The organism is uncultured Arthrobacter sp. (assembly GCF_964021775.1).
In the GTDB taxonomy this organism is placed as follows: Bacteria; Actinomycetota; Actinomycetes; order Actinomycetales; family Micrococcaceae; genus Arthrobacter.
Window position 1 is genome coordinate 325,147 of sequence record NZ_CAXHZI010000003.1, and the last position, 10,012, is coordinate 335,158.

Genomic DNA, 10,012 nt, shown 5'->3' on the forward strand with positions numbered 1-10,012 from the left:
GCAATGGGATTGATGAAAACATACTTCTGTCCGGTTGCCGGCCCGCGGACGGCAGGGTGAACGCCCTGGCGAGGATCCCGCGCGGCTCGCTGCTGATGATCGCCATCGGACTCATCGCCCTCAACATGCGCGGGCCGTTCGTCGCGGTGGCGCCGGTGGTGGGGAGCATGCGCCAGGACCTGGGGTTCTCACCGGTCGAAATCGGGTTCCTGACCGGGATCCCGGTGCTCTGCTTCGCGCTCGCAGCCCCGCTGGCTTCGCTGACCGGCCGGAAGCTGGGCCCGGAGTTCGCGATCACGCTGACCCTGCTGGGCGTGCTGCTGGGCGTCGTGGTCCGCTCCGCCGGCGGGGGCGCCCTGGTAATGCTCGGCACCGTAATCCTGGGCGTCGCCATCACGATCGGCAACATTGTGGTCCCGCTCATCATCCGGCGCGACTTCAGCCCGGCCAGGCAGGCCGCCGCCATGGGCACCTACACCGCCGCCCTGAACATCGGCTCCTTCGTCACGTCCATGATCACGGCGCCGTTGGCGGAGCTGCTCGGCTGGCGTCCGGCCATCGCGGCGTGCGCCCTCTTCGCGGTTGCCGCCGGCGCGGTGTGGGTGCTGGCCGCCGGCAGCAGCTCGCTCCGGCCCGAAGCGATCCCCGGGGCAGACCCGACCCGGACGGCGGGGCGGCCGGCGTCGCGCTGGATCACCGTGGCCCTGACCGCGGGCTTCGCCGGCCAGGCTTTCTCCTACTATGGCGTCACCGCCTGGCTGCCCAGCCTCCTGGCCGATGAACTGGGGCTGGCGCCGTCGGCGGCCGGCGCCGGATCCTCGCTCTTCCAGATCCTGGCGATCGCGGGCGGGCTGGGCGTTCCGTTCGTGGCGCGTTTTGCCAGCACGACGACGGTCGGGCTCACCCTGGGGGCGCTGTGGCTGACGGTGCCGTTGGGGCTCCTGCTCGCCCCGGAGTTGTGGTGGCTGTGGTCCTCCTCCGGTGGCGTGGCCCAGGGCGGCGGCATCACCCTGATCTTCATCGCCATCATCCGGCTGGCACGCGACCAGGCCTCGGCGGGCCGGATGTCCGCAGTCGTCCAGGGCGCCGGATACTGCTTCGGCGCCGCTGCCCCCACCCTGCTGGGCTACGTGCACGGCATCTCCGGCTCCTGGACCGGGCCGCTGCTGATGATCCTGGGCTCGGTAGCCCTGTTCATCCTGGGCTGTGCGCTGTCCCTGCGCCACATCCCGAAGCCGCACTGACCCAGCCGCCCGCACTGACCCAGCCACCTGCGCGGGCCGCGCCGTCTGCGCGAGCCAGCCGCCCGCGCGAACGGACACTTGAGGCCCATGTTGTGAAGAAAACATGGGCCTCAAGTGTCCGTTCGACGCCGTTGTCGGGTGGTTCGGGGAGGGTGTTCCGTTGCCGGGCTGCCGCCCCGGATCTCGGGGAGCCTGTTGCGAAGGGCGTGGCAGCCCGGCGGACGGAATTCTAGGCGGCCACGAGGCCCGCTCCGCTGGCGGTGTGCTCGGCGCCGTCGCGGGCTTCGTGCAGGAAGCGGTCGTAGGCCGGCAGCGTCAGGAAGGCGGGGAACTCGTTGCTGAGCGTGACCTCCTCGAAGATATCCCGGGCGTCGGCGAAGCGGTCGCCTTCGAAGCGTTCCAGCTTGGCGAACTCCTCATCCAGCATGTCTTCGACCCATTCGTGTGTGATGACATCGCCCGCGTCCGTGATGGCGCGGGAGAAGATCCACTGCCAGAGCTGCGAGCGGGAGATCTCCGCGGTCGCGGCGTCCTCCATCAGGTTGTGGATGGCCACTGCCCCGTTGCCGCGCAGCCAGGACTCGATGTAGCGGATGCCCACCTCGATGTTGTTCCGCACACCCTGTTCGGTGATGGTGCCCGTGGTGGAGGAGATGTCGATCAGCGCGCGGTCATCCGGGGTGACGTCCTCGCGGAGGCGGTCCAGCTGGTTCGGACGGTCGCCGAGGACGCCGTCGAACACTTCGCGGCACACCGGAACCAGATCCGGGTGCGCCACCCAGGAGCCGTCGAAACCGTCGGCTGCCTCGCGGGTCTTGTCGGCGCGCACCTTCTCGAAGGCAATCGCGTTGGCTTCCTGGTCCTTGCGGTTGGGGACGGCCGCGGCCATGCCGCCGATCGCCATGGCGCCGCGCTTGTGGCAGGCCCGCACCAGCTGTTCGGTGTAGGCGCGCATAAACGGCTGCGTCATGGTTACCTGGCCGCGGTCCGGCAGCACAAAGCGGGGTCCGCGGGTGCGGAAGTTCTTGATCAGCGAGAAGATGTAGTCCCAGCGGCCGGCGTTCAGGCCCGCGGCGTGCTCGCGCAGCTCGTAGAGGATCTCCTCCATCTCGAACGCGGCGGTGATGGTCTCGATCAGCACCGTGGCGCGGATGGTGCCCTGCGGGATGCCCAGCAGGTCCTGGGCCAGGATGAAGATGTCGTTCCACAGCCGCGCCTCGAGGTGGTTCTCGATCTTCGGCAGGTAGAAGTACGGCCCCTTGCCCTGTGCGATCAGGCGGCGGGCGTTGTGGAAGAAGTACAGGCCGAAGTCCACGATGCCGCCGGCCACCGGGGTGCCGTCAATGATCATGTGCTTTTCCGGCAGGTGCCAGCCGCGGGGCCGGACCACGACCGTGGGCAGATCCTCGGCGGAGCGGAGCTTGTACTCCTTGCCTTCCGGGGAGGTGAAATCAATCCGGCGTTCCAGCGCGTCGGTCAGGTTGAGCTGGCCCTGGATGACGTTGCGCCAAGACGGCGTGGACGCATCCTCCATGTCAGCCAGCCACACCTTGGCGCCCGAGTTCAGGGCGTTGATGGCCATCTTCTTGTCCACCGGGCCGGTGATCTCGACGCGGCGATCCGTCAGTCCCGGCGCCGGGGGAGCGACGCGCCAGTCCGGATCGTTGCGGATTGACGCGGTCTCCGGGAGGAACCGCGGGTCCTGGCCCTTGCTGATCTGCTGGCGGCGTTCCTGCCGGGCCCGCAACAGCTCCTGGCGGCGCTCCGCCGTCGCCCGGTGCAGCTTGGCAACAAACGCCAGCGCGTCCGGCGTCAGCACTTCGCTCTGCCGGCATATCGGCTGGGCCGTCAACGTAACCCCGTTGATAGTGAAGTTGTCAGTGAAGCTGTTCATTTCAATCTCTCCTTAAAGAAGAAGCAAGTTCGACGGCGGGTGGGGCGGTTTGGGGCCGAAAAAGGCAATCCTCCGCGTGCTATTCCCCGTCCCCGCCATTGGCCTCGCAGAGCTCGGCCGGGCGGGGACGGGGCCCCTTTTACGCACGCTTCCGGATTACCTTTCCCGGCCCCGGGGGCAGCGGCGCCATGGGTGCCGGCCGCCGTCGTGCCTTGGGTGAGCGGAATCAACAGCCCACCGTGGGCGGGGATTAGTGGAACTGGCCTTCTTCTGTGGATCCCACGAGGGCCAAAGTGGATGCGTTCGGGTTGAGCGCGGTGGCGATGTCGTCGAAGTAGCCGGTGCCGACTTCGCGCTGGTGCTTGGTGGCGGTGTAGCCGCGTGCTTCGGAGGCGAATTCCTTCTCCTGCAGCTCGACGTAGGCGCTCATGCCTTCCCGGGCGTAGCCGTGGGCGAGGTCGAACATCGAGTAGTTCAGGGCGTGGAAGCCGGCCAGGGTGATGAACTGGAAGGTGAAGCCCATGGCGCCGAGTTCGCGCTGGAACTTCGCGATCGTGGCGTCGTCGAGGTGCTTGCGCCAGTTGAACGACGGCGAGCAGTTGTAGGAGAGCATCTGGTCCGGGAACTCGGCCTTGACCGATTCGGCGAACTTGCGGGCCAGCTCTAGGTCCGGGGTGCCGGTCTCCATCCAGATGAGGTCGGAGTACGGGGCGTAGGCCTTGGCCCGGGCGATGCAGGGTTCGATTCCGTTGCGGACCTTGTAGAAGCCCTCGGCGGTCCGTTCGCCCGTGATGAATTCCTGGTCGCGCTCGTCGACGTCGGAGGTGATCAGGGTGGCTGCCTCGGCATCGGTGCGGGCGATGATGACCGACGGCGTGCCGGCGACGTCGGCGGCGAGGCGGGCGGCGTTCAGCGTGCGGACGTGCTGCTGGGTGGGGATCAGGACCTTGCCGCCGAGGTGGCCGCACTTCTTCTCAGACGCGAGCTGGTCTTCCCAGTGAACGCCCGAGGCGCCGGCCTGGATCATGGACTTCATCAGCTCGTAGGCGTTCAGCGGACCGCCGAACCCGGCCTCGGCGTCGGCGACGATCGGCACCATCCAGTCCTCCACGGTCTGGATGCCTTCGGAGAACTCGATCTGGTCCGCGCGGAGCAGCGCGTTGTTGATGCGGCGGACCACGGTGGGGACGGAGTTTGCCGGGTACAGCGACTGGTCCGGGTAGGTGTGGCCGGAGTTGTTCGCGTCGGCGGCAACCTGCCAGCCGGAAAGGTAGATGGCGCGCAGCCCGGCCTTGACCTGCTGCACGGCCTGGTTGCCGGTCAGGGCGCCGAGGGCGTTGGTGTACTTGCCCTCCTTGTGCTCCGCGGTGAGCTGCTTCCACAGCTTCTCCGAGCCGCGGCGGGCCAGCGTGTGTTCCTCGGAGACGCGGCCGCGGAGGCGGACGACGTCGGATGCCGAGTAATCCCGAGTGACGCCTTCCCAGCGCGGGTTGGCAGCCCACTCGAGCTCCAGGGCGGCAGCCTGCTCTTCGGGCGTCTGCTGGGTGGGCTCAATTGCTGCAGTCATCTTTGTCTCCTTGATGGGTCCGGGGCCGGCAGGCCCGCTTCGCTGCGGGCCGGCCGGCGGTTCCCGGGGTGTGAATCTTTCCGTAAGACCTACTTTTCTGCACTTTCAATGGGGTTGCTAGAGGGAAACTATGGAAAGAAGTGCACTTCTTCCCGTATTCTCAAGAAATGCATCCAAACAGCTGGAACCGTCAGGCCGTCTCCGCGCCCCTCTCTGCAGAGCCGGAGGTGGACGTCATCAGCATGGGCCGCAGGGTCCGCCACCTGCGCAAGGCCGCCGGGCTCACGCTCGATGACCTAAGTGCCGCCGTCGGGACGGCGCCGAGCCAGCTGAGCCTGATCGAAAACGGCAAGCGTGAGCCCAAGCTCGGCTTGCTCCAGCAGCTCGCGGCGGCGTTGGGCGTCAGCATCGACGAACTGCTCGGCGCGGAACCGCCGAACCGCCGCGCGGCCCTCGAGATCGAGCTGGAGCGCTACCAGCGCAGCCCCCTGTACGAGTCCCTGAAACTGCCCCGGATCCGCATCAGTTCGCGGCTGCCGATGGATGTACTGGAGTCCATGGTGGGGCTGCAGCATGAGCTGGAACGCCGGCTCAACGAGCAGGTCGCCACACCGGAGGAAGCCCGCCGGGCCAACGGTGAACTGCGGGCCATGATGCGGGAGCGGAACAACTACTTCCCGGAGTACGAGGCGGAAGCGCAGAAGGTCCTCGCGTCGGTGGGCCACACATCCGGGCCGTTGTCCCACCACGTGATCGCGGACATCGCCGGGCACCTCGGATTCAGCCTGCACCACGTGGGGGACCTGCCGCATTCCACCCGTTCGGTGACGGATCTCAAGAACCGCCGAATTTACCTCACGCAGAATGCCCGCAGCGACCACGACCCGCGGTCGGTGCTGCTGCAGGCCCTGGGCCACTACGTCCTGGGCCACCAGACGCCCACGAACTACGGCGACTTCCTGATGCAGCGGGTCGCGACGAACTACTTCGCGGCAGCGCTGATGCTGCCGGAGCAGGCCACCGTGGATTTCCTGCAGAAGGCCAAAGCGGCGAAGGAAATCGCGGTGGAGGACATCCGCGACGCGTTCGCGGTGTCCTACGAGACCGCCGCGCACCGCTTCACCAACCTCGCCACGCAGCACCTGGACCTGCGCACGCACTTTCAGAAGACTCACAAGAGCGGCATCATCTACAAGGCGTATGAGAACGACGGCGTGACGTTCCCGCAGGACCACACCGGCGCCATCGAGGGCCAGCCCTCGTGCAAGAACTGGACCTCCCGGGTGGTGTTCGATGTGCCGGACAAGTTCAGCGCTTACAACCAGTACACCGACACACCGGCCGGGACGTACTGGTGCACGGCCCGGACGGAGCGGTCCGCGAACGGGGAATTCTCACTCTCCGTGGGGGTGCCCTACGCGCAGGTGAAGTGGTTCCGCGGCCGCGACACCACGGAGCGGTCCAAGTCCACCTGTCCGGACGAGAGCTGCTGCCGCAGGCCCCCGGCGTCGCTGACCGCGGAGTGGGCCGGCAACGCCTGGCCGTCGGCCCGCGCCCACTCGCACCTGCTCGCGGCGATGCCGCCCGGCGCCTTCCCCGGCGTGGACGAAACCGAGGTCTACTCCTTCCTGCAGGCCCACTCGGGGAGCTGAGCCCGACGGTTTCCGGTCCGACGCTCCCTCAGGTCCTGCGCGGTTTCGCCGGACGCTCCCTCAGGTCCTGCGCCTGTGGGTGCGACGCTCCCGCAGATTCGGCGTTTTTCAGTGTGACGCATCTGCGCATCACCTGAGGGAGCGTGTAGTGATCTGTTGCGGAACCTGAGGGAGCGTTCATGGAATCGCTGCAGAACCTGAGGGAGCGTTCATGGAACCGCTGCAGAACCTGAGGGAGCGTCCTTCTGGGACCCGCGCCAAGGTGGGCGGACTATATTGGCCAGTGTCAGCTCATCGATCCACCTCGCGGGAGCGTGCACCCATGGCCAAGGAACTTGCCACCCAGCTCGTCGAACAACTCCAAGCTGCCGGCGTGCAGCGGATCTACGGGATTGTCGGCGACAGCCTCAATCCGATTGTCGACGCCGTCCGGAAGACCGGCGGCGCCGCGAAGGGCGGGATCGACTGGATCCACGTCCGGCATGAGGAGGCCGCGGCCTTCGCCGCCGCGGCGGAGGCCCAGCTGACCGGCCGGCTCGCGGTCTGCGCCGGCTCGTGCGGCCCGGGCAACCTGCACCTGATCAACGGCCTTTACGACGCCAACCGCTCCGGCGCGCCGGTCCTCGCCATCGCCTCGCACATCCCGAGCAAGCAGATCGGCAGCAGCTTCTTCCAGGAAACCCACCCGGACCGGCTCTTCAACGAGTGCTCGGTGTACTCCGAACTCATCAGCACCGCAGAACAGGCGCCGCGGGTGATGCACAGCGCCATCCAGCACGCCGTCGCCCTCCGAGGCGTCGCCGTCGTGACCCTGCCCGGCGACATCGCCGGGCTGGAGGCGACCGCCGAAACCCCGGCGCCGGCAGCCTTCCGGCCGGCGGCGCTGGTACCTGACCCCGCGAGCGTGCGGGAGCTTGCGGACGCCATCAACGACGCCGGGAAGGTGGCCATCTTCGCCGGGGCCGGCGTCGACGGCGCGCACGACGAGGTGATCGCGCTCGCCGAACTGCTCGCCGCGCCGATCGGGCACTCGCTGCGCGGCAAGGACTTCATGCAGTACGACAACCCCTACGACATCGGCATGACCGGCCTGCTCGGCTACGGCGCCGCGGCCGAGGGGATCGAGGACGCGGACCTGCTGATCCTGCTCGGCACCGACTTCCCCTACGACCAGTTCCTGCCCGGGACCCGGACCGCGCAGGTCGACCGCGCCGCGCAGAACCTGGGCCGGCGGACCGACGTCGACGTCGCCGTGCACGGCGACGTGCTGCCCACGCTCGCGGCCCTCATGCCCCTGCTGAAGCCGAAGAAGAGCCGCCGCTTCCTCGACTCGATGCTCAAGAAGCACGACCGGCTGATGAACAAGGCCGTTGGCGCCTACACCCGCAAGGTCGAAAAAACCCAGCCGATCCACCCCGAATACGCGGCCTCGCTGCTGGATCAGGTGGCGGCGGAGGATGCGGTCTTCACCGCGGATACGGGCATGTGCAACGTCTGGACCGCCCGGTACATCAACCCGCTGGGCACCCGCCGGCTGATCGGCTCGTACCTGCACGGCTCCATGGCCAACGCGCTGCCGCACGCCATCGGCGCCCAGCTGGCCTACCCGGGACGCCAGGTGGTCTCGGTCTCCGGCGACGGCGGCCTGTCGATGCTCCTGGGCGAGCTGATCACTGTCGCAGCGCACCGGCTCCCGGTCAACGTGGTGGTCTTCAACAACTCCACCCTGGGCATGGTCAAGCTTGAGATGCTGGTGGACGGGCTGCCCGACTTTGGCGTCGACGTGCCCGACGCCAACTACGCCGACGTGGCCCGCGCCCTGGGCTTCCACGCCGTCCGTGTGACCGACCCGGCGAAAATCGAGGCCGCGTACCGGGAGGCGTTTGCGCACCCCGGGCCGTCGCTGGTGGAGCTGATCACGGATCCCAAGGCACTCTCGATCCCGCCGAAGGTCAAGGGCGCGCAGATCCTGGGCTTCGCCACGGCCATGTCCAAGGTGGTCCTCAATCGGGGCGCCGGCGAAGCCGTGAGCATGGCCCGCAGCAACCTGCGCAACATCCCGCGGCGCTGACGGGCCGGGCCCTCGTGGACCGGCGCGGTGGCGGCCCACCTTCGTTTCGACGGTTCCGTGCGGGGTGACACACAGGGACGACGCATCTACTGGGCGGGGAAGCAACGAAATGGCCAAGGGCTAGCCGCGGGCCAGCCCCCGGTGCTTGACTGGCCCTAGGCGGATCTCCGCGATTCCACGCGGTTGGGCAGGCCTTGGGGGCGCAATGAAACAGAAGATTCCGGCACGCTTCATGGCTGCCGCGGCGGGCTTGGCGCTGGTCCTCTCGGCCTGTTCGGCCGCGCCGCCGGCGCTGCTCAAGGCCGACGGCGTCGAACGCGTTGCGGCGGACCGCTCCGCCTACCCGGCCGAGCTGGCTCAGCTCCGGGCGTCGGCGCGGAAACTTGGCGCCGCGCTTCTGGCAGACGGCGGGGCGGCCGGAAACGGCAACGTGGTCTCATCCCCGGGCAGCCTGCTGATTGCCCTCGCCATGCTGCGGACAGGTGCGACCGGGGCAACGGCTGCCGAGATGGACAAAGTCCTGGGCCTCCCCACCCAGCACCGTGACGAGGCCTTGAATGCACTGCTCGCATCCCTGGAGGCCTTCGACGGCGACCCCGGCACGGTGGACGAGAAGAACCCGCCCCGCCGGCCGGTCCTGCACAGCGCAAACGGCCTGTTTGTGGACAAGGGCGTGCCCACCGGGGAACGGTATCTGGATTCCCTGGCCCGGTACTACGGCACCGGCGTGTACCCGGTGGACTTTCAGGATGAGGACACCACCGGACCGGCGATCGACGCCTGGGTGAACAAGAACACCGGCGGGCGGATCAAGAAGGCGCCCGCGAAGTACAACCGCAAAAACACTTTCAGCGTGCTCAATGCGGTGTACTTCGCCTCGGCGTGGAAGGTCCCCTTCGACCCGGCGGACACCTCCGACCGGCCCTTCACGACGGCGGACGGCGGGCAGGTTTCGGTCCCCACCATGTCCGGCGTCCAGGAGCTCGCCTCCGCCCGGGGCAAAGGCTGGGAGGCGGTGGACCTGCCTTATGCCGACGGCTTCGTAATGCGGCTGGTGCTGCCGGATCCAGGGGCTTCCAGGCTCGACGCGCAGAAGCTTGCCGACGTGGAGCGGGCCCTTGAGACCGCGCCCCCGGCACCGACGCAACTCTTCCTGCCGCGGTGGGACCTCAAGAGCACTTTCGAGCTGCGCCAAGTCTTCGCCGAACTGGGCCTGCAGGAAATGCTCCGGACCGAGAGCGACTTCGACTCGATCCAGCGCGGCCTCAAAATCACGGAGGCAGGCCAATCCGCCACCATTACCGCGGCGGAGAAGGGCACGATTGCCGCCGCCGCGACCCAGATCAACGCGCGGGCAGTGAGCGGCACCGCCGCCGACAAGGTGATCCGTTTCGACCGGCCGTTCCAGTACGAGATCGTCCACGTCGAGACCGGGCTGCCGCTATTCATGGGCAAGGTGTCCGACCCCAGCGCATCATGAGACGCTCCCTCAGGTTTTGCGTGCAAAAACCGGACGCTCCCTCAGCAGGTGAGGGAGCGTCCGGCGGGTAGCTGCCAGAGGTGAGGGAGCGTCCGGCGGGCAGC

At 68.0% G+C, this 10,012-nt stretch carries 6 protein-coding genes; 4 read left to right on the plus strand and 2 right to left on the minus strand.

Going from position 1 to position 10,012, the window contains the following annotated elements:
* Positions 1–95 precede the first annotated feature (95 nt).
* Positions 96–1,244, plus strand: a complete 1,149-nt coding sequence (locus tag ABIN76_RS05165; RefSeq protein WP_346958660.1) for an MFS transporter — start codon at positions 96–98, stop codon at positions 1,242–1,244.
* A 229-nt stretch (positions 1,245–1,473) separates the two neighbouring features.
* On the opposite strand, the gene aceB is transcribed toward ABIN76_RS05165, so the two are convergent.
* Positions 1,474–3,138 carry a malate synthase A gene (gene aceB, locus ABIN76_RS05170; RefSeq protein WP_346958638.1) on the minus strand — a complete coding sequence of 555 codons (1,665 nt, stop codon included), beginning with the start codon at positions 3,136–3,138 and terminating at the stop codon, positions 1,474–1,476.
* 250 nt (positions 3,139–3,388) lie between these two features.
* Complete coding sequence (gene aceA / locus ABIN76_RS05175; RefSeq protein WP_346958639.1) at positions 3,389–4,705, minus strand: isocitrate lyase; 1,317 nt, start codon at positions 4,703–4,705, stop codon at positions 3,389–3,391.
* 140 nt (positions 4,706–4,845) lie between these two features.
* Between aceA and ABIN76_RS05180 the strand changes: the two genes are divergently transcribed.
* The 3 genes from ABIN76_RS05180 to ABIN76_RS05190 all read left to right on the plus strand — a co-directional run bounded on the left by ABIN76_RS05180 (position 4,846) and on the right by ABIN76_RS05190 (position 9,908).
* On the plus strand, positions 4,846–6,357 hold the full coding sequence (locus ABIN76_RS05180; protein ID WP_346958640.1) for a helix-turn-helix domain-containing protein: 1,512 nt from the start codon (positions 4,846–4,848) through the stop codon (positions 6,355–6,357).
* A 322-nt stretch (positions 6,358–6,679) separates the two neighbouring features.
* Positions 6,680–8,428 carry a pyruvate dehydrogenase gene (locus tag ABIN76_RS05185; RefSeq protein ID WP_346958641.1) on the plus strand — a complete coding sequence of 583 codons (1,749 nt, stop codon included), beginning with the start codon at positions 6,680–6,682 and terminating at the stop codon, positions 8,426–8,428.
* Between the two features lie 205 nt (positions 8,429–8,633).
* Positions 8,634–9,908, plus strand: a complete 1,275-nt coding sequence (locus ABIN76_RS05190; RefSeq protein WP_346958642.1) for a serpin family protein — start codon at positions 8,634–8,636, stop codon at positions 9,906–9,908.
* Positions 9,909–10,012 lie beyond the last annotated feature (104 nt).